The organism is Pseudomonas sp. 2995-1, from assembly GCF_002742505.1.
GTDB classification, from domain to species: Bacteria; Pseudomonadota; Gammaproteobacteria; order Pseudomonadales; family Pseudomonadaceae; genus Aquipseudomonas; species Aquipseudomonas sivasensis.
On record NZ_LJSA01000679.1, the window covers coordinates 1 to 261 of the forward strand.

At 57.9% G+C, this 261-nt stretch carries 1 protein-coding gene; it reads right to left on the reverse strand.

The window, feature by feature from the left end; genetic code table 11:
• Positions 1-20 precede the first annotated feature (20 nt).
• Positions 21-261 (reverse strand): hypothetical protein (locus AOA61_RS32080; protein ID WP_218197439.1); only part of this gene is annotated, 241 nt, incomplete at its 5' end.

A 261-nucleotide genomic window follows, 5' to 3' on the forward strand; every position in this document is an offset into this window, starting at 1 on the left:
TTTAGCCACACTATTTCGACTTAGCCCACCTCTCTCACTGCCCGAAAAGCCTCATCAATCGCCGCATGGGCGTACGCACTCCACGCCGCATCCGAGTTGGCGATGCTCACAGGCCCTACAGGTTTGCGCGCCAGATTCATCAACGCTTCATATGAAGCAAGTTGTGTCGTCAAGTGAGTTGCATGCTGTTGTAGTGAGCGGGCTTGCCCCGCGCTGGGGCGCGAAGCGGCCCCCATGAAAACCACACAGGCCGTCAGCACT